The 20,101-nt window shown below is 66.9% G+C and carries 18 protein-coding genes; 7 read left to right on the top strand and 11 right to left on the bottom strand.

Annotated features, from left to right (window positions below):
- Positions 1-17: 17 nt before the first annotated feature.
- Positions 18-1,082 carry a ubiquinol oxidase subunit II gene (gene cyoA, locus UC35_RS06615; protein WP_082792747.1) on the bottom strand — a complete coding sequence of 355 codons (1,065 nt, stop codon included), beginning with the start codon at positions 1,080-1,082 and terminating at the stop codon, positions 18-20.
- A gap of 123 nt (positions 1,083-1,205) precedes the next feature.
- On the opposite strand from cyoA, the gene UC35_RS06610 reads away from it, so the two are divergent.
- Positions 1,206-2,552 (top strand): MFS transporter, encoded by a 1,347-nt coding sequence (locus UC35_RS06610; RefSeq protein WP_061497378.1) that lies wholly within the window; start codon positions 1,206-1,208, stop codon positions 2,550-2,552.
- 40 nt (positions 2,553-2,592) lie between these two features.
- Positions 2,593-2,958, top strand: coding sequence for a hypothetical protein (locus tag UC35_RS06605; RefSeq protein ID WP_061497375.1), 366 nt, complete (start codon positions 2,593-2,595; stop codon positions 2,956-2,958).
- A gap of 39 nt (positions 2,959-2,997) precedes the next feature.
- Here the strand turns inward: UC35_RS06605 and UC35_RS06600 are convergent, their stop codons facing one another.
- The 3 genes from UC35_RS06600 to UC35_RS06590 form a co-directional block, all read right to left on the bottom strand.
- Entirely contained in the window at positions 2,998-3,999 is a 1,002-nt protein-coding gene (locus UC35_RS06600; protein ID WP_061497373.1) for an aldo/keto reductase, read from the bottom strand.
- 79 nt (positions 4,000-4,078) lie between these two features.
- On the bottom strand, positions 4,079-5,083 hold the full coding sequence (locus UC35_RS06595) for an isopenicillin N synthase family dioxygenase (RefSeq protein ID WP_227820480.1): 1,005 nt from the start codon (positions 5,081-5,083) through the stop codon (positions 4,079-4,081).
- Positions 5,084-5,165: 82 nt separating this feature from the next.
- Entirely contained in the window at positions 5,166-6,155 is a 990-nt protein-coding gene (locus tag UC35_RS06590) for an LLM class flavin-dependent oxidoreductase (protein WP_061497368.1), read from the bottom strand.
- Positions 6,156-6,295: 140 nt separating this feature from the next.
- Here UC35_RS06590 and UC35_RS06585 point away from each other — a divergent pair, with 140 nt between their 5' ends.
- The 3 genes from UC35_RS06585 to UC35_RS06575 all read left to right on the top strand — a co-directional run bounded on the left by UC35_RS06585 (position 6,296) and on the right by UC35_RS06575 (position 9,270).
- Positions 6,296-7,426 carry a serine hydrolase domain-containing protein gene (locus UC35_RS06585; protein ID WP_227820479.1) on the top strand — a complete coding sequence of 377 codons (1,131 nt, stop codon included), beginning with the start codon at positions 6,296-6,298 and terminating at the stop codon, positions 7,424-7,426.
- A 271-nt stretch (positions 7,427-7,697) separates the two neighbouring features.
- Positions 7,698-8,600, top strand: a complete 903-nt coding sequence (locus UC35_RS06580; RefSeq protein WP_145979359.1) for a DUF4394 domain-containing protein — start codon at positions 7,698-7,700, stop codon at positions 8,598-8,600.
- 346 nt (positions 8,601-8,946) lie between these two features.
- Positions 8,947-9,270 (top strand): hypothetical protein, encoded by a 324-nt coding sequence (locus tag UC35_RS06575; protein WP_061497364.1) that lies wholly within the window; start codon positions 8,947-8,949, stop codon positions 9,268-9,270.
- Positions 9,271-9,399: 129 nt separating this feature from the next.
- Here the strand turns inward: UC35_RS06575 and UC35_RS06570 are convergent, their stop codons facing one another.
- The 3 genes from UC35_RS06570 to UC35_RS06560 all read right to left on the bottom strand — a co-directional run bounded on the left by UC35_RS06570 (position 9,400) and on the right by UC35_RS06560 (position 14,700).
- Positions 9,400-9,603, bottom strand: coding sequence for a hypothetical protein (locus tag UC35_RS06570; protein ID WP_061497363.1), 204 nt, complete (start codon positions 9,601-9,603; stop codon positions 9,400-9,402).
- Between the two features lie 96 nt (positions 9,604-9,699).
- Complete coding sequence (locus UC35_RS06565) at positions 9,700-12,873, bottom strand: ATP-binding protein (protein WP_061497361.1); 3,174 nt, start codon at positions 12,871-12,873, stop codon at positions 9,700-9,702.
- Between the two features lie 387 nt (positions 12,874-13,260).
- Positions 13,261-14,700 carry a carotenoid oxygenase family protein gene (locus tag UC35_RS06560; RefSeq protein ID WP_158513864.1) on the bottom strand — a complete coding sequence of 480 codons (1,440 nt, stop codon included), beginning with the start codon at positions 14,698-14,700 and terminating at the stop codon, positions 13,261-13,263.
- 269 nt (positions 14,701-14,969) lie between these two features.
- On the opposite strand from UC35_RS06560, the gene UC35_RS06555 reads away from it, so the two are divergent.
- Positions 14,970-16,091: a hypothetical protein gene (locus UC35_RS06555; RefSeq protein WP_061497357.1), complete on the top strand. Its 1,122-nt coding sequence runs from the start codon at positions 14,970-14,972 to the stop codon at positions 16,089-16,091.
- Positions 16,092-16,222: 131 nt separating this feature from the next.
- Here UC35_RS06555 and UC35_RS06550 read toward each other — a convergent pair whose 3' ends face one another.
- Genes UC35_RS06550 through UC35_RS06545 form a run of 3 tightly spaced genes read right to left on the bottom strand, consistent with a single transcriptional unit; the run spans position 16,223 to position 18,343 of the window.
- On the bottom strand, positions 16,223-17,245 hold the full coding sequence (locus tag UC35_RS06550; RefSeq protein WP_227820478.1) for an aldo/keto reductase: 1,023 nt from the start codon (positions 17,243-17,245) through the stop codon (positions 16,223-16,225).
- A 43-nt stretch (positions 17,246-17,288) separates the two neighbouring features.
- The gene (locus UC35_RS22955) at positions 17,289-18,011 is read right to left on the bottom strand and encodes an alpha/beta fold hydrolase (RefSeq protein WP_227820477.1); all 723 of its coding nucleotides are present in this window, start codon (positions 18,009-18,011) and stop codon (positions 17,289-17,291) included.
- A gap of 26 nt (positions 18,012-18,037) precedes the next feature.
- Positions 18,038-18,343 (bottom strand): heavy metal-binding domain-containing protein, encoded by a 306-nt coding sequence (locus UC35_RS06545; RefSeq protein WP_061503708.1) that lies wholly within the window; start codon positions 18,341-18,343, stop codon positions 18,038-18,040.
- A 234-nt stretch (positions 18,344-18,577) separates the two neighbouring features.
- Here UC35_RS06545 and UC35_RS06540 point away from each other — a divergent pair, with 234 nt between their 5' ends.
- Positions 18,578-19,132: a hypothetical protein gene (locus UC35_RS06540; protein WP_061497354.1), complete on the top strand. Its 555-nt coding sequence runs from the start codon at positions 18,578-18,580 to the stop codon at positions 19,130-19,132.
- Positions 19,133-19,157: 25 nt separating this feature from the next.
- Here the strand turns inward: UC35_RS06540 and UC35_RS06535 are convergent, their stop codons facing one another.
- Positions 19,158-20,069, bottom strand: a complete 912-nt coding sequence (locus tag UC35_RS06535) for a LysR family transcriptional regulator (RefSeq protein WP_061497352.1) — start codon at positions 20,067-20,069, stop codon at positions 19,158-19,160.
- Positions 20,070-20,101 lie beyond the last annotated feature (32 nt).

Below are 20,101 nucleotides of genomic sequence, written 5' to 3'. Positions count from 1 at the left end.
TTCTTGCGAGGCGGAAATCAGTTGCGGGCGGCCGCTTCGGCCGGCTCGGACTGCGGCAGGCCGAGGGGGTTGTCGACGGTGCACAGGGCGGCGACCACGGCGCGCTGCTGCGCGCCGGCGAAGGGACGCTGGGTCAGGCCGGTGACGCCGCCCTTGCCGCCGCCGCCGGCGGCATCGATGGCCATCATCTGGCTCTGGCACATCTGTTCGCCATCGACGCAGCGGTTCAGCACGGCCTCGTACAGGCCGCCTTCCACCTTCCCGTAGCGGCGCACGGGCTCGCGCTCGCTCGGCTGCTCCAGCTTCAGGTAGGCGGCGCGGGTGAGGTCCTGGCCGCTGTCGCGGTTGGTCTTGACCCACTGCTCGAAGTCGCCGTCCGACATGCCGAGGAACTTGAAGCGCATGCCGGAGAAGCCGGCGCCGCTGTAGTTGGACGACATGCCTTCATAGCTGCCGGGACGGTTGATCACGGCATGCAGCTGGGTCTCCATGCCCGGCATCGCGTAGATCATGCCCGCCAGCGCGGGCACGTAGAACGCGTTCATGACATTGGAAGAGGTAATTCGGAACTGGATCGGCCGGTCCACCGGCGCCGCCAGCTCGTTGACCGTGGCAATGCCCTGCTCGGGGTAGACGAACAGCCACTTCCAGTCCAGCGCCACCACGTGCACCACCAGCGGCTTGACGTCCGCCGGCACTGGACGCTGCGCATCGATGCGCTCCAGCGGACGGTACGGGTCCAGCTTGTGGGTGCTGATCCAGGTGATCGTGCCCAGGGCGATGATGATCAGCAGCGGGGCGCCCCAGATCACCAGTTCCAGCCGGGTGGAGTGGTCCCAGTCCGGGGCGTACTCGGCCTTGGTGTTCGACTGGCGGTACTTCCAGGCGAAAAACAGCGTGAGCGCGATCACCGGCACGATGATCAGTAGCATCAGGAAGGTGGAGGTCAGGATCAGCTGGGCCTGCTGCCGGGCGATGTCGCCGTGCGGGTTCATCACGATCCAGTCGCAGCCGGTCAGCGACGCGGTGGCCAGGGCAATGGCGGCCGCGCGGGCGGCCAGGGAACGGAGCGGGAAAATCATGGGCTTTGTTACAAGCGCAGGGGAAACACCAGTTGCGCTTTGGCCCGCAATGTAGCGACATTGACGCAGGTCAACCATTGGACATTTTGTCCAAGGGGCCTTGGGATTTGTTGAGCTGTATTCATGACTTTTGCTGGCACCGCGACCCTGACTTCTGCCCCCTCTCCCCTCGCAGGCGCCCACGGCGCAACCCCCGACAACTCCCCCGATGAAGCCCGCGTCGCGCCGGCCGACATCGCCGTGGGCGTGGTGATCGGGCGCGCCTCGGAGTACTTCGACTTCTTCGTTTTCGGCATCGCCTCGGTGCTGGTCTTCCCGGCGGTGTTCTTCCCGTTCGCGGACCGGCTGAACGGCACTCTGTATGCCTTTGCATTACTGGCGCTGGCTTTCGTGGCCCGGCCGATCGGCACGCTGGCCGGCATGGCGATCCAGCGCCACTTCAGCCGCAGCGTGAAACTGACGGTGGCCCTGCTGCTGCTGGGCAGTTCCACGGTAGGCATCGCGCTGCTGCCCGGCTTCGCCAAGGCCGGCATGCTGGCCGTGACCCTGCTCACCGTCTGCCGGCTGGGCCAGGGCCTGGCGCTGGGCGCGTCCTGGGACGGCCTGCCTTCGCTGCTGGCGTTGAACGCGCCGCCCGGGCGCCGCGGCTGGTACGCGATGCTGGGCCAGCTGGGCGCGCCGCTGGGTTTCCTGGTCGCCTGCGGCGTTTTTGCTTACCTGTGGGCCAACCTGTCGCCGGCCGACTTCCTGGACTGGGGCTGGCGCTACCCCTTCTTCGCGGCCTTCGCCATCAACGTGGTGGCGCTGTTCGCGCGCCTGCGGCTGGTGGTGACGCACGAGTACGAGCGCCAGCTGGAAGCGCATGAACTGGAACCCTGCGACGTGCGCGAGCTGGTGTCGGCTCAGGGCTCCAATGTGGTGATCGGCGCCTTTGCGGCGCTGGCCTCCTATGCGCTGTTCCACCTGGTCACGGTGTTCCCGCTGTCCTGGGTGGCGCTGTATTCGCAGCAGGAGATCGCGCAGTTCCTGCGCGTGGAACTGGCGGGTGCCGTCCTCGGCGCGCTTGCGATGCCGGTATCGGGCTGGCTGGCCGACCGCATCGGCCGCCGCCGCACGCTGGGCGCGCTGGCCATCGCCATCGGTGCGTTCAGCCTGGCCACGCCCTGGCTGCTGGGTGGTGGCGACGCCGGCCAGAACCTGTTCATCCTGGTCGGCTTCGTGCTGCTGGGGTTGTCCTATGGGCAGGCGGCCGGCGCGATGGCATCGAACTTCCAGCCGCGCTTCCGCTACCTGGGCGCGGCGCTGAGCACCGACCTCGCATGGCTGATCGGCGCGGCCTTCGCGCCGTTGGTCGCCCTGGGCCTGTCGGCCCGGTTCGGACTGGGCGCAGTGAGCCTGTACCTGCTGTCCGGCGCGGTCTGCACGCTGGTGGCACTGCACACCCACCAGCTGCTGCAACAGCGGGACTAGCGCCTGTCACGCAAGGGCGCCTTTGGTGCATGCTTGGCGCATGCAGCTGCAGTACCTGGAGTTCGACTTCACGGACGAGGAGTCCGGGCGCGGCAGTCTCGATGCCATGGCCTCGGTACGGCTGGAGCGGCTGCCCGCGCTGCTGGCGGAGATCAGCGCCGTGCTGCGCTGGGCGGGCCAGACGTTCGGGCCGGCTGGGGTGCAGGACGATGGCGAGTGGGGCTACGAGTTGCAGGGCACCCTGGAGCCCGATTTGCCCTTGCGCGTCGTCTACGACGAACACCGCAGCGAGATCGCCATCAGCCCAACCCCGGCCGAGCCGCACCGGGTCACCTTGACCCTCACGCTGGCCGGCACGCCTTCGTTTTGTCAGGCCTTCCGCGAACGCTTCGAGGTCGGCGCCTGAGGCGGGCGCCGTGACCGCGCCGCCTGCCGGAAGGTCGCATCAGCCGCGCAGCGAGGGCAAGGGATACGCCGGGTCGCTGTAGCCGGGCGTGGACGGATGCCCCGGCGGCACCAGCGAATCGACCAGCGCCTCGTCCTCCCGCGAGAGTTGAAACTCGAGGGCCGGCGCGTAGTCCTGCCATTGCGAGAGCGTGCGCGGCCCGGCGATCACGGCGCTCACGGCACGATGCGCGAGCACCCAGGCCGTGGCGAACTGGGCGAGGGTGACGCCGCGCGCCTGGGCATGCGCCTGCAGCTGCTGCGCGATGCGCAGCGACTCCTCCCGGAACTCGGTCTCGGCGATGCGCCGGTCGCCGCGGCCCGCGCGCGTGCCGGCGCCCGGCGCCTGTCCCGGCAGGTACTTTCCGGTGAGCACGCCACGCGCAATGGGGCTGTAGGGCGTGACGCCGATGCCGTAGTGGGCGCAGGCGGGAAGGATCTCGACCTCCGGCATGCGATTGAGGAGGTTGTAGTACGGCTGGCAGACCGCAGGGCCCGGCATGCCGACCTCGCCGCAGATGCGCATGATCTCTGCGATCCGCCATCCGCGGAAATTGGACACGCCCCAGTAGCGGATCTTGCCGGCTCGCTGCATGGTGTCGATCGCGCGCAGCGGCTCTTCGAGGTCCATGCCGTCCCAATCGCGATGGAGGTACAGGATGTCGACATGGTCCATGCGCAGGCGCGAGAGGCTCGCGTCGAGCTCGCGCAGCATCCAGGAACGCGAATACTGGCCCTCGTTCGGGCGGTCGGACATGCGGTTCCCGAGCTTGGTCGCGACCACCCAGCGCTCCCGCTGCCCCTGCAAGAGCTCACCGACCATGCGCTCCGATGCGCCCTGGGTGTACACATCCGCCGTGTCGATGTAGTTCACTCCGCGCGCCTGCGCGTCGTCGACGATCTCCCGCGCTTCGGCCAGCGCGGTCTGGTCGCCGAACATCATGGTGCCCAGGCACAGGGCGGAGACCTGCAGGTTGCTCTTTCCGAGCCTTCGATACTGCATAGTGCTTCCTCACTTGAACAGATCGTTCCGGCACTTTAATCGCCCCAGCCTCGCCCGTAAGGCCTGGGGGCATGCAGCGCTAGTAGCGCTGCAGCTTTTGATTGAGGTCCGGGAAGACCTTGCCGACCTTGGCCGTCACGTAGTCGCCGTAGGTGCCCTGGAAGGACTGCAGGTTGGCGCCGTCCCAGCGCCGGCCGCTGTCGTCCTGGCCGGGGCCGGCGCCCGGCACCGGTTGGATCACGGTGTCGAAGTCGGGATCGAAGAACAGCGGGATGGACAGCCGGTCGCGGCCGCTGGTGTTGACGGCGACGCGGTGCGGCACGGAGCGGTAGCGGCCGCCCGTCATCCGATCGAGCATGTCGCCGATGTTGCAGACGAAGGTGCCGGGGACCGGTGGCGCGTCCACCCAGCCGTGGTCGGTGCGCACTTGCAGCCCGCCGACCTCGTCCTGCCACAGCATGGTCAGCAAGCCGTAGTCGGTGTGCTCGCCGACGCCCCAACTCGCCGGCACGCCGGCTGGAACCGGCCGCGCCGGATAGTTGAAGAAGCGCAGCAGCAGCAGGGGATCGCGCGTGCCGTGTTCGTCGAACCATGGCTCGGGCAGTCCCAACCCCAGCGCGCAGCCGCGCATCAGCGCGTGGCCCAGGGCCTCCAACGCGTCGATGTAGGCCAGCACGGTGGCGCGGAAGCCCGGGATGTCAGGCCACAGGTTGGCGCCGTGCAGGATCACGCCCTCGCGCACGCGCGGGTGGTCCGGTCCCAGCTCGCTGCCGAGGTACAGGCCCTCCTTCCAGTCGGGCCGCCCGGACGTGAGCTCGCCGCCGGTGGGAAAGAAGCCGCGCCAGGCGGTGCCGCCGGCGGACATCGGGATCCGCATCTTCACCGCCTCTTTCTGCGCGAAGAACGAACGGGCCAGGCGCACGACCTCGGCCACGAGCGATTCATCCACGCCGTGCCTGGCGGCATAGAAAAAGCCCCAGGCGCGCGCGGCGGCGTCGATCTCGCGCGCAACCGCCACGCGCTGTTCCGCGGTACTTGAGGGATCGACGAGGGCGCCGACGTCGATCAGGGGAGGACCGTCCATGGATGCAGTGTGCATCAGGCGTGGCGCACGCGCACGGACCGGGCGCTGGACCCAGGCCAATACACGGCACCGTCCCGCTCGCTTAGGCCGGCTGCACCGCGTGCGCCGTGATGTCGTATGACTTCATCCGCGCCTCGTGGTCGAAAATCTGCGAAGTGATCATGAGCTCGTCCGCGCCTGTGCGTTCAACGAACGCTTGCAGCGCCTGGCGCACGGTGGTGGGCGAACCGATGGCGCTGCAAGAAAGCACGTCGTCCAGCATCGCCCGTGCTTGCGCAGGCAAGCTCTCGAGGTAGCCGGGAACCGGCGGCTGAAGTTTCGACGGGCGGCCTGTTCGCAGGTTGACGAACGCCTGCTGCATCGACGTTGCCAGCACGCGCGCCTGCTCGTCGCCAGGCGCGGCAAAAACGTTGAACCCCAACATCACGTACGGCTGCGCCAACTGCGCAGAAGGCTTGAACTCGGTCCGGTAGAGCGCGATCGCCTGCATCATCTGAGCCGGGGCAAAGTGGGACGCGAAGGCAAAAGGCAGGCCCAGCATCGCCGCGAGTCGTGCGCCGAACAGGCTGGACCCCAGGATCCACACCGGGACTTTGGCGCCTTGGCCAGGAACCGCGTGCACCGCCTGGCGCGGCTCGTCCGACATGAAGTCCAACAATTCCAGAACGTCCCGCGGAAACTCATCGGGGTGGCTGGCCAAGTCACGCCGCAGCGCCCGGGACGTCGCCTGGTCGGACCCCGGTGCACGGCCGAGCCCCAGGTCGATGCGCCCGGGATAAAGCGCTTGCAGCGTGCCGAACTGCTCTGCGATCACCAGTGGCGAGTGGTTGGGAAGCATGATGCCCCCCGCGCCGACACGGATCGAATGCGTGCCCCCCGCAATGTGCCCGATCAGCACCGCCGTCGCGGCACTGGCGATGCCCGGCATGCCGTGGTGCTCAGCCAGCCAGAAGCGACGGTAGCCGAGTCGCTCGGCATGCTGCGCGAGGGCCAGCGAGTTGCGGAATGAAACCGAGGCGTCACTGCCCTCGGTGATGGGAGCCAGGTCGAGGACGGAAAGTGGAACGGGCATGTTGGTTTGGTCGAGAAAGCCGTAGGTAAGTTGAGGCCGTGCGCGCCAACTTCAAGCGGTGGCCAGCGAGGACGCCGATTGCCCGGCATACTCGGCCCAGCCAAACGCCCGGAGCGCGGCGGCCAAGGAGGAGTGCAGGCATGCGCAGGACCAGCGAAACGCATTCACAACTGAGACGCGCCATGCTGGGCGCCGCCGGCGCCATGGTGGCGCTTTCGAACATCCGGCCCGCACAGGCATCGGCCACCTTCCCCTGGCAGGCGGCCGATGCGGAGAGTCTCGGCATCGCCGCGGACCTGCCGGCGCGCCTGGACCAAGGCGTGCGCAGCGGCGAGCTGGCCAACCTGCATGCCGTCTTCATCGCCCGGCGCGGCAAGCTGGCGGTCGAACGCTACTACGAGGGCACGGATGACCGCTGGGGCACGCCATTGGGCAAGGTGGCCTTCAACGCCACGACCCTGCATGACCTGCGCTCCGTCAGCAAGAGCGTCGTGGGCCTGCTGTATGGCATCGCGCTGGCCGAACGCCGGGTTCCCGCGCTGGACACTCCGGTCGTACAGGCATTTACCGCCTATGCGGACCTTGCGCGAGACGAGAAGCTGCGCGGCATCCTGGTCTCGCACGTGCTCTCCATGACGATGGGCCTGGAGTGGAACGAGGACCTGCCCTATAGCGACTCGCGCAACAGCGAGATCGCAATGGAGCGCAGCGCGGATCGCTACCGCTACGTGCTCGGACGGCCCGTCGTCCTGCCGCCCGGGCAGCAGTGGCGCTACTCCGGCGGCGCCACGGCCCTCCTGGGCCACCTGATTTCCAAAGGCAGCGGCATGCCGCTGCTGGAGTTCGCGCGCTCAAGGCTCTTCTCGCCGCTGGGGATCGAGGAAGTCGAATGGACGCCCGGGACGAATGGCGAAGCGGCCGCCGCCTCCGGCTTGCGCATGCGCGCGGGGGATCTCGCGAAGATCGGGCAGTTGGTACTCCAGGAAGGCGTTTGGAATGGCCGCAGCGTCGTGACCAAGGGCTGGATCGCCGCCGCGCTCACTCCCCGCACCGAGGCCTTTGAAGGCGTGCAGTACGGCTACCACTGGTACCTGGCCCGGCGGCGTGATGCATCGATGGCCTACATGGCTTTCGGCCTGGGGGGCCAGAGACTCGTCGTCATTCCGTCAATGGATCTGGCGTACGTCATCTTCATGGGCAACTACTACCGGTCGGACCAGCTGAAGTCGGTTTTTGCCGTTCAGAACGTCATTCATTCGGCGATCCGCTAGGGTCCGCAGTTGCTGGATCCCGCAGCGCTTCGGTCCGGGTGAGTCCGACGTCGCTTCCCCACGCTTTCACTCTGTGACGCCGCGCGGGCTGTTCGCCTTTCCTTGCAGACGAAGCCGCGCAGATCGAGCCTGACGCTCGCGCATCCACGGGCGGGATTGCTGCGTATTGGGTGAGACGGCGCGCGTGCCGTTGACGACCACCGGCACGGCGGTTCACTACCTTCGGCCGCCGAGCCTTGGCGGCCGCTCATCACTACCGCAGGAGTTGCAAATGTCTCTTTTCACCACCCGTTGCGGATCCCCCGCGCAACAGCACCGCTCGATGCATCTGCTCTTGGTCGCTGCCGGCGCCGCGGCTGTCCTGTCTGTGCAACCGTCTGCCCGCGCCGAAGACGGCGGGGCGCTCGACCCCGTCAGCACCGTTGAGACTGCCACCAGTCGACGGCTGACCGTGTTCGGGCTCACGGCAGACCAACAGCTCGTGAGCTTCCGGGTAGCCAATCCGGCGCACCATCGTGTGGTCGGGACGATCTCAGGGCTGAGTGGGGACACGGCGCTTGTCGGAATCGACTTTCGCGTGCAAGACGGCAAGCTCTACGGAGTCGGAAATGCCGGCGGCATCTACGCCATCGACACAGAGTCCGCGACCACTACCCGCGTTTCCCAGCTGACCGTGCCGCTGAACGGCGCATCGTTCGGTGTCGACTTCAACCCCGCGGCAAACGCGCTGCGCATCGTTAGCGATGCGGGTCAGAACCTTTCGCACAGCGTCGACGCCAACACGACCACGACACAAACGGCGCTGACCTTCCCGGGCCGCACCGCCTTCGCGGTGACCGGCGCCGCGTATGTGAACAACGATCTCGACGTTTCAACCGCCACGACGCTGTTCGACATCGACTCTGTCAACAACGTCGTCGCGATTCAGTCGCCGCCTGCAGGTGGCGTACTGGTGACTGCAGGTGCACTCGGCGTCGATGTCGACGCACCGGTCGGCTTCGACATCTATTCGACTTTGCGCAATGGCTTGACGGTGCACAACACGGGCTTTGCGGCGCTGACGGCCGGTGGCCAGGGCGGGCTGTACGTCGTGAACCTGCTCACCGGCCACGCCAGGCTCGTGGGACAGTTCAGCACGCGGGTGGTCGATCTCGCGCTGCCGCTGGACCAGTGAGCTGGGCAAGGCGCCGTCGCCGCCAGGCAGTCGGACCATTCAAACCGAATCCTCGCGAGTGGCAACTCATTGATTGACAGGCCATCCCAAGGATTTGGATCGGGTGGTCGGAAGCAGGAGAACGACCGTGACAAACTACCGGATCGGGCGCGTAGCCCTCCACCTGATGTGCATCCTGCGCGGCAGCGCCTTTCGGATGCACATGGCGGGCGTGGTGCGGGAACTGCAGCGCAAATGAAACGCCTGGGCTTTCCCTCGCACAAGACGGCAAAAATCGGCCAGGTGCGGACACTGCGCCCGACTTCGGCCCTGAGCGGCTATCCTGCAAGGCTGATCTTTGAAAGCCATGGACGATTTCAACCAGATAGAAGTGCCGCCTTCGTTCACCGCGCTCTTCACGTCGCCCTCCGGGAGTCGTCTGACGGAGCCCATGACGACTGTGCGCCAGCGATACGAGCTGTGCGAAGACCTTGCGCAGCTTCTGACAGAGCAAGCGTCGAGCGCCCGATTCAAGTCTGGTGGAACTGAGCTCCAGGTGCTCGAGACAATTGAGCTCGGGCTCTCAGCAAGCGAGTCGCCAGTGCAGCCCATCGAGGCGGGTTGGGTAGTCAGGCGCTTGGCCGAACTTCTTCATTGGGAAGTTGAACAGCGCAGCGGAAGAAGAGCGTGAACGACTCAAGTTGATGGAGGAGGAAGAGCTTTGGCAGTTTCGCTCCTCCTTTCTCCGTCGCGTGCGGACCGAACTTCGGCTTTGGGAGGCGACCGAAGATTTGGGCGCGGCAACGCAGCGCGGCACGCCTCAGTGGCGCGCGCCACGCATCCAGGACTCATACTCGATCGCGCCGGCACCCGCCGCCGGCTGCGACTTCGCCTTCTCGCGCAACGCGCGCAGCGTTTCCGCGAGCACCTGCTCGATGGCGGCGATCGTTTCCAGTGGAATCGGGGTCGGGAAATCGCCAGGGATCGAACTGGAAACCTGGGGTGATTCTTGGTGGACAGTCATGGTCGCTCCTTGATGCGCCTAGTGCGCGCTTGCAGGCACCCCTTGCACCTGCTGGCGCAAGGATCCCGCCTCGGCGTTCCCGAAACGTTCCCAGGCTCAGGCGCGGCGCAAATCCTGTGCGGCCGTGGCGCTGCAGCGAGCTTCATCCAGAGGCTGGCCTGCCTGGCGGAAACCATGCGCGGCCATGGCGAAGTCCCGCTGGGCAGACCCCTTGTCGCCCGCGGCAAGCTCCACATGACCACGCGCCTCGTGCAGGGCGGCGTGCCAGGCCGGCAGCTTCATCACCACATTCGCCAGGTACTCGGACGAGCCAAGGTGGCGCGCCGCCAGCTCCATCTCCCGCGCTCGGGCCGAGGCGATGGTGGCAGGGATCGCGAAGGTGATGCGGCAGCCCGGGCAGGTTTCCAGCGGGCCGCGCACGGACATCTCTGCCTCTTCGAGCACCGCCAGCGCGGCGTCCGGATTGCGCGCGATCGCGATTCGGGTGCCATAGATGCGGTCCAGCAGGTGGAAGCCGACGTCGGACTGGCGTGCGACGTCCAGCGCCTCGTCCAGCAGCCCACGCGCAAGGTCCAGCTGGCCGCGGTACATCGCGAGTTCGGACCGCCTCTGCAGCGACAACGCTTCGCCGGTGGCGCCGCCGATGGCGCGATGCAACCGGCCGCCTGAGATGAGGTCTTCTTCCGCGGCCTCGAGCTGGCCGCTGAGCAGCCTGGCCTCGCCGCGCAAGGTGACGGCGAACGCATGCCCGCGGTCGGCGCCGAGCCGCCTCGCCTCGGTTGCCAGTGCGTCGGCGAAGGCGATCACCTCCGCATACGGCCGCGAGCCATAGAGGAACCGCTGCGTGATGCACAGGTGGCCGTCGAACACGCGTACCGCGAGATGCGGCAGATGGCTGGTTTCCCGCAGGTCGGCCCACACGCTGCCGTGCAGGTCGCCGCGCGCGTGCGCCGCCGCAGCTTGCGACCACGACGCGATCACCAGGGTGCCCTGGTCCCCGGTTTCCAGCGCCAGGCGGCGCACCTCGGCCGAGCGCCGGGCGCCCTCGGCAGGGTCGCCGAAGCCCAGCGCGGCCGCGCCGCTGTAGGCGAGCGCTTCGGCCAAGCGGCCCGCGACGGTGGTGGGGTGCACGTCCTTGAGGTACTGCAAGGCGCCTGATGGGTCGCTCGTCTTGACTTGCGCGAGGGCCCGCTTGGCCCGCAGCTCTTGAGCGAGTTCAACGGCGGCGACCTCGGCGGCCGCATCGTAGGCCGCCAGCGTGCCCGGTCGGCCGAGCGCGTCCATGGCTTCGGCGCGCAGCGCCATCGCCTCGGGCACCGCGCTGCGATGCTGAAGCAGCGGATTGACATGCCGCAGCACGTCCTCGTAGGCGCCGAGCCGGAACGCCTCGCGCGCAGCGGCCAGCGAGAAGGGCTCGGCCCGGCGCGCGTCGCCGGCGGCCAGCCAGTGCTGGCCCACCAGCCCCGGTGCGGCGCCGGCCTGGCCGAGCCGGGTGGCCACTTCCCGGTGCATGGCCAGGCGGCGATGCGGAGGCACGGCATCGACCAGCGCCTGCCGCAACAGCGCATGGCGGAAGCGATAGCGGCCGTCCTGCACCACCAGCACGCCCGCTGCCAATGCACGGTCCAGTCGAGCTTCCGCGTCCTCGCCCGGATCGGAAGAGAGGGCGAGCGCCCCGGCCACGTCGAAATCTTCGGCCGCCAGCGCGAGCCGGCGCAGCGCGTCCAGGCTGCCTGCCTCCACGTCGGCCAGGCGCTCTGCGATGGCCGCGGAGATGGTGAGCGGCAGGCGCACGCGGGCGGCGCTTTCGTTCGAGGCGTTCGCACGGGCGAGTTCCACTACCGCGAAAGGCAGTCCCTCAGCCATGCGTGCAATCGCAGCCACCGCTTCCGGCTGCAGCGTGCCACCCGCGGCGCGCTGTGCCAGCAACATCGCCTCGTCTTCTTCGAGCCCTTGCAAATCCACGGCCTCGAGCGTGCCCGCTCGCAGCATGCGCGACACATGCCCCTGCAGTAGCTCCGGCAGCTGCGGCCGGCACGACAGCAACACGAAGACCGGCGGTCCGCTTGCTGCAAGCTGCACCAGCAGTTCGGCACTGCTGTCGTCGGCCGCGTGCGCCTCATCGACGATGAGCAGCACCGGCTTGGCGTCCGCAGTCGCGAGCAGCAACCGCCGCACGGCGCCCACGACCTGGTGGCGGCCGATCGGCAGCGCCAGCTCTTGCCGCGCACCGGCGGCCGGCGTCATGGCTGACAGCACGGCCTGCGCATGGGCGCCGATCGCCTGCCGCGCGGCATCGCCGCCCTGGTGCAGCAGCGGCTCCACCAGGTCGCCCGCAACTCCATAAGGACGCGTCCAGTCGCCGGCCTGCACCGACCGGACTTGCCAGCCGAGGCCGCGAGCCTCGTGCGCGAGCCGCCGGCAGAAGGCCGTCTTGCCCATTCCAGCGGGAGCGCGCAGGATCGCGCCCGTCGGCTTGCCCGCGGGGGCGTTGCGCAGCAGCGCGAGCACACGCACCAGTTCCAGCGCGCGGCCGACGAATGCCGGCGCGTCACCCTGCACTCCGGCCACGCACTCGCGATACAGCGCCTGCGCCTGCGGTCCGAGTTCGACGCCGAGGGACTGCTGCACATGGTCTCGCAGATGCCCGTACCATCGCAGCGCCGCCGAGCGCCGGCCGGCGGCGAGCTCTGCGCGTATCAGCGCCAGGTGCGCGGCCTCGTCGCTGGGCTCTTCCTGCACCAGCCGCTCCAGATCGCCCGCCTGCCGCAGGAGGCGCAGGTACTTGTCGCGCAGACGCAGCCTCGGTGCCTCAGTCCATGGCTCGTAGCGGGCGTCCGGCAGCAGGTCGCCACCATAGAGAAGAGAAGCCGCGCGGCACGCCTGGGCGTCGCCGCAGGCCAGCGCCTCGTCGGCCGCGCGCTCGAAGCCCAGGGCGTCGCATTCCACCTCGCGCCCCGGCAGCAGGAACACCCGTCCGCCGCGCAGCACCAGTGCATCGGCCGCGCCGATGAACTGCCGGGCATGGTGGGCCGCCTTGCGGAGGTTGGCGCTGCCGGCCTCGGGATCGAGGTGCGGCCAGAGCGCATCCACGACCTGTTCGTTCAGCAAACTGCGCTGCGGCTGCAGGCTCAATAGTTGCAACAACTCGCTTGCACGGCGCGTGAGTTGCGCGACCGGCGAAGGTCGAACCGGGCTGCCTTCGATGTTGAACCCGAACTGCCCGAGCAGCCGAATCGTCACTGGCCCGGGCGCTTGCGAGACCGCCATCGCTCTTCCTCCGATCCGGCGCGTGCCGGGAACGTATCAGGAACGCCTCTGAGAGCATGCCTCGATCCGTCCTCCGCCATAAGGAGTTTTCGCCATGCAAGCCGCCGAAACCGTATCCCTTTATGACCGCCAGGGCCGCGAAGGCTGTCTCGGCTTCGTGGCCTCAGGGTGCTAGCGTAGGAGAACTACCGTAGAGCTCTGTTGAAGGCCGGTCGCTTCGAGCAGTATGGGACAGATCTGTCCGTCGGCGTCGTTACTGTTGAGATGAGCTCCAGCAAGCGCGAGATCGAGAGCAGGTGAAGTGAACCAGACGCCTATCGAACGCGCGGGCCGATCGAACTCCTCCGTGATGCGCTACGGACAGAAACGCCCACCCTTGGTTGACGGCTACCCTGCCCAAGCTGCATGGTACCCAAACGGAATCACCTGTGGCGCCTTCACCATCGCCAGGCATTCCATCGTCTCGGCATCAAGCACGGCGATCATTGAGCCAACATCGCCGTCGGCCAGCGTGGGTACCAGCAGCACGCCGTCGTCTTCATTGTCCGCCCCGGGGCGCGGAACGAACAGCGGCTCGAGCTGCACCGCAGTGCCGCGACGCCACGACCTGCGCTCGCCGCTCGCCAGGTCGATGCGTTCCGTTGCATCGAAGAACGGGCTACTGGGGTTGCCAAGCAAGGTGCCCCACGCCACGGTGGCCTTGGCCCGGGCCCAGCGAGCGGGATGCACCTGGGGCAGCTCGAGACCTTGCCCGAAATTCTCCATGGTGACCTCGCCGCGGGCGCGCAACCGGTAGCGCATCAGGCGCGGCGTCACGCCGAGCGGGGCCCCGCTGCGCAGCCGCTCCAGCAGCAGTGCATCCATGATTTCCGGGTCGTCGTAGACGATGAGTTCGAGCACCGTCTCGTCGCCCTGCTCGTACGCCTGGATCGCATGGAAAGCGACCATCGGCGGGACCTCCCAGCTGCGAACGCTGCCGTCGCCCACCGAGACCGCGTGCAGCATGGACCCATGCACAGGGTCCCACTTGAAGTTGTGGATGTAGGAGCGACCCGTCAGGAGAAATCCCAGCGGCTGTGCGCGCAACGCCGTTTCCCAGACCAGCGCATGGCGTGGTGTCATCGCGAACGCATGGGTGTAGCCCGGCTTGGGGAGGCGCACCTGGCCGATCAGCTCGCGCCTCCTGGCGCCGGGCTGGAGGCGAAAGAGCTTGTACGCGCACTTCGGTCCAAGCGTTACTCCCACATTCCAATAGCTGCCCTTGCTGTCGGTGATGCCGTGTGCGGCCATGAGCTGCACGCCCAGGTCGTCTTCCAGCGCCAACGTGGGCCGTGTCTGCAGCGTCTCGGGGTCGAAACCCACGAGCAGCGGCCCCTCCGTGGTGGCGAACCACCGATCGCCGATGCGCGACATCACGACTGCCGCGTTGTCTGTGACGCGCGGCTTTCCAAAGTGTTTGAGCCGCTCGAGGAAGCTTTCGGGATCGCGGGTATCGAACGCCGCGAAGGCCGGCGCGCTTGACGCGATGCTCCGCCGATAGTCTTCGGTCTGAAGGAAGCGGCTGCGGTAGCTGACACGCCCCTCATCGAACTGCACCCGATGCAGCATGGCCAGCCCGTCGAACCAGTGGCGATAGCTCGCCTGGGGCAGATCCCACAGCGCAGGGCCATTGAGCAGCAGGCTGCCGCGCAACCAGACGGGCAGCCGGCCTTCCACCTGAATGTCGGCTGCATCGAACTCGCGCGCTCCACTTTGGAAGCCCCTCAAGCGCGCGGGCGCTGCGACGGCGGTGCGTGGAACCGTTGCGGGTTGCATAACAGCGGTCATGGTGGCCTCGTGGGCGAGTGGGCGGGCAACTATCGTCCTACGGGCGATGCGTCGATGCAAGGCTGATGATGCGGCTACTCGAACGCGTTTCGGTCGCGCCATGCAACTGTCAAGCTCAGCAGGGAGCGGAGCAGTCCGCGGCACTTGTTCTCTGTCTGGATCAGCACCCCAAATCCTCACCATTGCGCAGCACAGCCATGGCGTTCTCATGAACTCCTCTATGTGCGTTCGGCGAATGCGCAGTAGATTCGCTTCAGCCAACATCGCTTATGGCCGCCGCGTTCGCATCGATCATCGACTTCGTTCTGACCTTGGTGGTAGCACCCATCGACCAGGAGTCCAGCAATCGTGTCTCGGTGGAGGGGCTCACATTGGGCTCCAGGGACGACGGCGCGCTCGAGATCGGGGTTCGAAAGTTCGAGGCGGCGGCGTTCCACCTTGCATCCGGTTCGCTCATGCTGGAGCTTGGCCACCTGGCCTTGCACCAGATGGTGGCGCTGGTGCGCATGGAAGCAGGCAGGCCGCGCCTGTGCGCTTTGGAGGCGGCCAGCGCCCAACTCTCAGGTGTGAAAGTCAATGGCCCTTTGATCCTCTCTCGGCAACCGAAGGGCGACGCATCTGGCAACAGCACGACAGGCCAGGTGGCCGTCAGTTCCTGGTGCCTCGCCCCGCTCGCTGCTGCGAACGGCAGAATCCGCGCGGAAATCATCGATGCGCACCTGCTGTTCGACGCGGACGTGACCGTGCCGATACTCCAAGGCCAGGTCAACTTCAACGACGCGACCGTCGAGCACTTGGGGCCGGATTCGCGCATGGGCGTCAGCCGCCGTGGGATTTATGTCGATGCTCCCAACGGGCGCAGCTATCTCTATCAGTTCTCGTCAGCGCCGGCTGCCGGTGTGGAGTACGAGCAGCGGGGCGCCATGCTGGGACCGCGGGTCAAGAACCGCGGCAATCTGCAGTTGCAGGCATTCGCGGAGGGGCTGCTGCGTCAACCTCGGGGCGGACTGGCACAGGGCTTCACCGAGCAAACGCGCCTGCTGTTCGACCGCACAGCGGTCTCGGGTGAAGTGCGACTCGGCGATGGCAGGTTCGCCGCGACTGGCGTGCAAGCCGATCTTGTGGGACGTGCCGATGGAAGCAACGAGGTCCGTCTTCACTCGGAAGCCGTCGGCCGCGGGCTCACCGTTGAAATGGCTTCAATGGCCGTTCGCAACGCGCAATTTAGCTCAAGGGACAGGCAGCTGAGCTGCGACCAGATCGCGGGGGAGCTCTTGCTGCGGTCTTTCGTCGAGGGCGGGCAGTTGCGCTTCGCGTTCGAACTCGCGAACATGAATGCCTCAGGGCTGCGTCTCCAATTAGACGACCCCAAGAGCGGGGGAGCTTCTTGAACCCTCTGGTTACGGCCGCCGGCGATCGCCACCCTGTAACGGCCGCCACCCGCGGACATCCGCGGGCGATGATTGGACTACTCGAGCGCGACCAGGTGGCTGGCAGTGGCAACTGTGGGCACCTTCAGGCTTCAGCCGATGGGCACCGATGCCTCCAGCACGCCGGCAGACTTCAGATCCGACCACACGGCCGCCGGCACCTCCTGCTGCGCATCGGCCACGTTGGCCGCGACCTCGGACGGATTGGCGGCTCCGAGGACGACCGTGACGACCGCCGGATGCGCCATCGCGAAGCGCAACGCGGCACGCCGGACCGACGTGCCATGGCCGGCGCAGATGGCTTCGATCTTGCGTACCCGCTCCAAGACCTCGGGCGGCGCAGCCGCGTATTCGAACTTCGCGCCCGCCACCGGGCCGGTCGCGAGGATCCCCGAGTTGAAGACGCCGGCCAGCAAGACCCCCATCTTCTTCGCGACGGCCAGCGGCAGGAGTTCGGCCAGGCCGCTCTGGTCCAGCAGCGTGTAGCGCCCGGCCATCATGGCCACGTCGAAATCGCCGGCGCGCGCGAACTTCACGCACGTGGCCGCCTCGTTGATGCCGAACCCGATGGCCGCGACGGTCTTCTCGCTACGCAGCTTGTCCAGCGCGCGATATGCGCCGTCCATCGCTTCCTTGAAGCGCGCGCCGGCCTCGGCGCCATGGGTCCAGACGTCGCAATCGTGGATCAGCAGGACGTCAATCTCGCTCAGGCCCATGCGCAGCAGGGATTGCTCGACGGAACGCATCGTGCCGTCGTAGGAGTAGTCGAAGCTCGGCCCATGCGCGTACCCGCCGACGAACCCCGGCGAATAGACGTCGGGGTTCCGCGGCGCGGGCTTCGCGAAGGGATTCATCACCCGCCCGACCTTGGTCGACACGATGACCTCGCCGCGCGGCGCGCGACGCAGCCCCGCGCCCATGCGGGATTCGGCGATGCCGTTGCCGTAGTGGGGTGACGAGTCGAAGACGCGGATGCCGTTCGCGAACGCCTGCTCGACCGTCGCGATGGCCGCCTTCTCGTCGACCAGTTCGTAGACCTCGCCGATCGGCACCGAGCCGAAGCCGATGACCGAGAAATTCAGGTCCCGCCCGTTGCGGGTCCGGAATGCACGCATTTCCATGGCGTTCTCCTCAAGGATCGCACCCTCTCCAGCGGAGTCAAGTTGGACGGGTCGCTGCGTCGGAAGCGTACGCTGCAAGTCGGGCCGAGAGTTCGTCCGGTTGACTGAGTGCCACCAGATGCCCGCCCGGCATGTCGTCAGCCGAAATGCCGAGGCGATCACGTGCTACACGCCGTTGGAACTCGGCCGGAAAGAACCGGTCTGCTCTTCCCACTAGAACGCGTGTCGGGACCGTCGGCCAACTCGTGAAGGTGCAGGGTGACGAGAACACGGTGTCAGATTGGCGCGGCTCGCCCTGCGCCCACGCCTCGTCGACCACCGATTGGGGTACGTCGTGAAAGAAGTCGACGAGCGGATCGAATGGAGCATCCGCCGGACGACCGTCGCGCAAATTCTGCTGGCGCTTCGCCTCATCATGGCAGGTGTTTGCCCACCAGGCGCCGGGAGTTTCGCCGGGCTTGGGGATCATGGCATTGACCAGCACCAACAATGCTGCTGGAACCCGTTGGCAGACGAGAGGTGCGGAAAAACCACCCAGGGATTGAGCAACGATCACGACATGTCGTGGCTCGCGCTGGCCGATCGCACGCACGACGGCGTCCACATACTCGGGCAGACCGGCGGCATCGTCGGCCGCCGGCAGCGAGACAGTAACGGCCTCATACCCGCGCCGCTCGAGTCTTGGCACGACCAAATGCCAATACCAGGCGCTGCCGCCCGCGCCAGGGATGAGAATGAATGTGTTGTGCGTCATCGCCATGAGAACTCCCATGCACTGGGAGAAGCTCAAGCCATCTTCACGGCAGTGCCGCTGACGGTCACCATCATCATGCCGTTGTTCTCTCCCAGCACCTCGTAGTCAAAATCGATACCAACGATGCCGTCGGCTCCAAGTTCTTTCGCCGCTGACATCATGTCCTCCAGTGCCGCATCGCGCGCACCGGATAGTGCCCTCTCGTAGCCGCCGGCGCGTCCGCCGACCACGTCGCGAATCGACGAGAACATGTCTCGGAAGATGTTGGCGCCGATGATCGCCTCCCCGTTGACCACGCCAAGAAACTTGTCGACTCGAGCGCCTTCACCATTGGGCATGATCGTGGCAAGGAAGAAGCTTTCGTCCGTCTTCGAGAACCAACCCATACCAAACTCCTTGTCAATAGGACCGAAAACGCTGTCCTCATCGTAGTTCCATGCTTGTTCCTCGTCGAGTCATCAGGGCCGACGAGTGGCACGCGACACGTTGCGAACAGGTCCTGGGTTGCATCAGCGGCGCTTCCACGATGCCCGGTCCAGCCGGTCCGCCGCTCCGTCACAATAGGCATCGCCATGCATCGCCGCCTGATGATCACGGCTCTTGCCTGTTGGCCGGCGTTGGTGCTGGCCCAGGATGAGGTCCAGCGACCACGCCACAAGGTCTCCGCCGGAGAGCTGTCCGAAACGCTGGCCTCGCGGTTTCCAGTGCGCTTGGGAGTTGCGGGACTCTTGGAACTGCGGGTCGGCCGGCCGCGCTTGCTCCTTGTGCCCGCGCGCAACAAGCTTGGGGCAGGTCTGCTGTTGCAGGTCAGCGGCGCCCAAGTCCCGCAACTGCCTGCCGGAGAAATGGAAGTCGTTTTCGCCTTGCGCTACGAGGCTTCCGACCAAACCATACGCGCCCACCGGGCGGAGATCCTGGACCTCCGTTGGCCCGGCATGCCGCCGGAAATCCTGCCAACCATTCAGGCCATGCTGCCTGAGATGACGCGAAACCTGGGAGAGGTCGTCCTGCACAGGCTCTCGACGCGCGAACTCGCGCTTCCGGACACCATGGGACTCGAGCCGCAGGAGCTCCAGGTGGTGGACGACGGGCTGCTGATCCTGTTCGGTCCGAAGCGGCGGAGTTGATTCTCGGTGCTTGCGCCGCCGGTCGCTACCAACCCTCCTCCCACGGCGGTACGGGACCGAAGCGCGCGATGAGGAAGTCAATAAGGACCCGCACCCGTGACGGCTGCGTGCGATTGGGCAGATAGACCAGATAAATGCCGCCCTCGGGCACCGGCTGGAACTGCCGCAGCAAGGGCACGAGGGCCCCTTGCCGCACGTCTGCGCCCACCATGTGGCGCGGCAGCAGACCCACACCAAGGCCGGAAAGGATGGCCGCGCGGACGGCCTCCAGGTCATCGGTCTCGAATGAAGCCGGAACCTTCACCGCATATTTCTGCCCGCTGCGCCGGAACGTCCAGATCCCCTTGGGCGCGAGCATCGGGAAGAGCACGCAGTCGTGCTTTTCCACGTCCTCGATCCGGCGCGGCGTGCCGCGCTGCGCCAGATACGCCGGCGAGGCGAGCAAGACGAGTCGGCTGACCGCGAGCTTTCTTGCGACCAGATTCGGTGCGGGGGGCGACGAACGAATGCCGAGGTCGAAGCCCTCGGCGCCCAGGTCCACCGTGCGATTGCTGCAGGAGAGCCTGACCTGGATCTTTGGATACTGCTGCTGGAATTCGACGATGGCAGGCAACACGTGCCGCACCGCGAACGCCGGGATCGCGGTCATCTTCACGACTCCGGCCGGCTCGGACTGCGCCTGCGTCACGCGCCGCTCGGCGAGTTCCGCTTCGTGCAAGATGTTCACGCAGTGCTCGTAGAAGATGCTGCCGGCTTCGGTCAGGCTCAGCTTGCGCGTCGAGCGGTTCAGCAGCTTCACCGCCAGCGAGCGCTCCAGCGCGCTGACCTCCCGGCTCGCCAGCGATTTTGAGATGCCGAGCTTGTCGGCGGCGGCGGAAAAGCTCTTCGCGCCCACCACCTCCGCGAATACGTTCATGCCGGCCAGCCTGCTTTTCATTAGCTATGTTATTGCAACAGTGGGTTGAACTA

Source organism: Ramlibacter tataouinensis, from assembly GCF_001580455.1.
GTDB classification, from domain to species: Bacteria; Pseudomonadota; Gammaproteobacteria; order Burkholderiales; family Burkholderiaceae_C; genus Ramlibacter; species Ramlibacter tataouinensis_B.
This window is presented reverse-complemented; position numbering and strand designations above follow the sequence as displayed.

Coding starts and splice junctions, on each gene's coding strand:
- cyoA (WP_082792747.1), bottom strand. CDS start 1,082: ATGATTTTCCCGCTCCGTTCCCTGGCCGCCCGCGCGGCCGCCATTGCC.
- UC35_RS06610 (WP_061497378.1), top strand. CDS start 1,206: ATGACTTTTGCTGGCACCGCGACCCTGACTTCTGCCCCCTCTCCCCTC.
- UC35_RS06605 (WP_061497375.1), top strand. CDS start 2,593: ATGCAGCTGCAGTACCTGGAGTTCGACTTCACGGACGAGGAGTCCGGG.
- UC35_RS06600 (WP_061497373.1), bottom strand. CDS start 3,999: ATGCAGTATCGAAGGCTCGGAAAGAGCAACCTGCAGGTCTCCGCCCTG.
- UC35_RS06595 (WP_227820480.1), bottom strand. CDS start 5,083: ATGGACGGTCCTCCCCTGATCGACGTCGGCGCCCTCGTCGATCCCTCA.
- UC35_RS06590 (WP_061497368.1), bottom strand. CDS start 6,155: ATGCCCGTTCCACTTTCCGTCCTCGACCTGGCTCCCATCACCGAGGGC.
- UC35_RS06585 (WP_227820479.1), top strand. CDS start 6,296: ATGCGCAGGACCAGCGAAACGCATTCACAACTGAGACGCGCCATGCTG.
- UC35_RS06580 (WP_145979359.1), top strand. CDS start 7,698: ATGTCTCTTTTCACCACCCGTTGCGGATCCCCCGCGCAACAGCACCGC.
- UC35_RS06575 (WP_061497364.1), top strand. CDS start 8,947: ATGGACGATTTCAACCAGATAGAAGTGCCGCCTTCGTTCACCGCGCTC.
- UC35_RS06570 (WP_061497363.1), bottom strand. CDS start 9,603: ATGACTGTCCACCAAGAATCACCCCAGGTTTCCAGTTCGATCCCTGGC.
- UC35_RS06565 (WP_061497361.1), bottom strand. CDS start 12,873: ATGGCGGTCTCGCAAGCGCCCGGGCCAGTGACGATTCGGCTGCTCGGG.
- UC35_RS06560 (WP_158513864.1), bottom strand. CDS start 14,700: ATGACCGCTGTTATGCAACCCGCAACGGTTCCACGCACCGCCGTCGCA.
- UC35_RS06555 (WP_061497357.1), top strand. CDS start 14,970: ATGGCCGCCGCGTTCGCATCGATCATCGACTTCGTTCTGACCTTGGTG.
- UC35_RS06550 (WP_227820478.1), bottom strand. CDS start 17,245: ATGCGTGCATTCCGGACCCGCAACGGGCGGGACCTGAATTTCTCGGTC.
- UC35_RS22955 (WP_227820477.1), bottom strand. CDS start 18,011: ATGGCGATGACGCACAACACATTCATTCTCATCCCTGGCGCGGGCGGC.
- UC35_RS06545 (WP_061503708.1), bottom strand. CDS start 18,343: ATGCCCAATGGTGAAGGCGCTCGAGTCGACAAGTTTCTTGGCGTGGTC.
- UC35_RS06540 (WP_061497354.1), top strand. CDS start 18,578: ATGCATCGCCGCCTGATGATCACGGCTCTTGCCTGTTGGCCGGCGTTG.
- UC35_RS06535 (WP_061497352.1), bottom strand. CDS start 20,069: ATGAAAAGCAGGCTGGCCGGCATGAACGTATTCGCGGAGGTGGTGGGC.